Annotated in this window: 1 protein-coding gene; it reads left to right on the top strand. The window is 48.1% G+C overall.

What is annotated here, in order from left to right; translation table 11 throughout:
• Positions 1 to 534, top strand: a 534-nt coding sequence (locus ACFIKB_RS09640; RefSeq protein WP_375653549.1) for a phage tail sheath C-terminal domain-containing protein, incomplete at its 5' end; no start/stop codon positions are given.
• Positions 535 to 567 lie beyond the last annotated feature (33 nt).

Raw genomic sequence — 567 nt, 5'->3', positions numbered from 1 at the left:
GATCATGAGGCAAATCGCCTCAACCAAGCCGATATTGCGACCTTTATTCCAGCACGGCTTAGCCAAAATGCGCATGGGCAAATGGCTGCCAATGGACGTATTTTATGGGGAAATCATACCACCTCCAGTGACCCACTCTGGCGTTTTGTCAATGTGGTGCGCACCCGTGCAGCCTTGGAAAAAACGATCATTAACAGTTTCCGCCCTTGGGCCAATGACGAGAATCTGACCGGTCAACATGTTATTGCCATTACCCGCAGCCTCACGCAGTTTCTTGATGATCTGATTGCGCGTGGAGCGCTTTTGGGTGGGCGGGTTTGGTTTGATCGCGATTTAAATTCCAACAGTACTTTACAATTGGGAAAATTGCGGGTCGAGTTTGATGCGGAAGAAGTGCCACCCTTAGAAGATTTGAGTTTCGGCAGCCGGCGCAATAGCGCTTATTTTGATCGGCTGGCGCAAGATATCCAAAAGAAAATGACTTATCAATTTGGCGATACGCTTGAAACTTATCGCAAAGCAGCAAGGAGTTAGAGCATGACTTTACGCATTGTACGCGGTTTTACC

This window comes from Bartonella sp. MR110HLJHH (assembly GCF_042194225.1).
Classification (GTDB): Bacteria; Pseudomonadota; Alphaproteobacteria; order Rhizobiales; family Rhizobiaceae; genus Bartonella; species Bartonella grahamii.
Note: the sequence above shows the minus strand (reverse complement) of the source record. Positions and strands in the feature narration are given on the sequence as shown.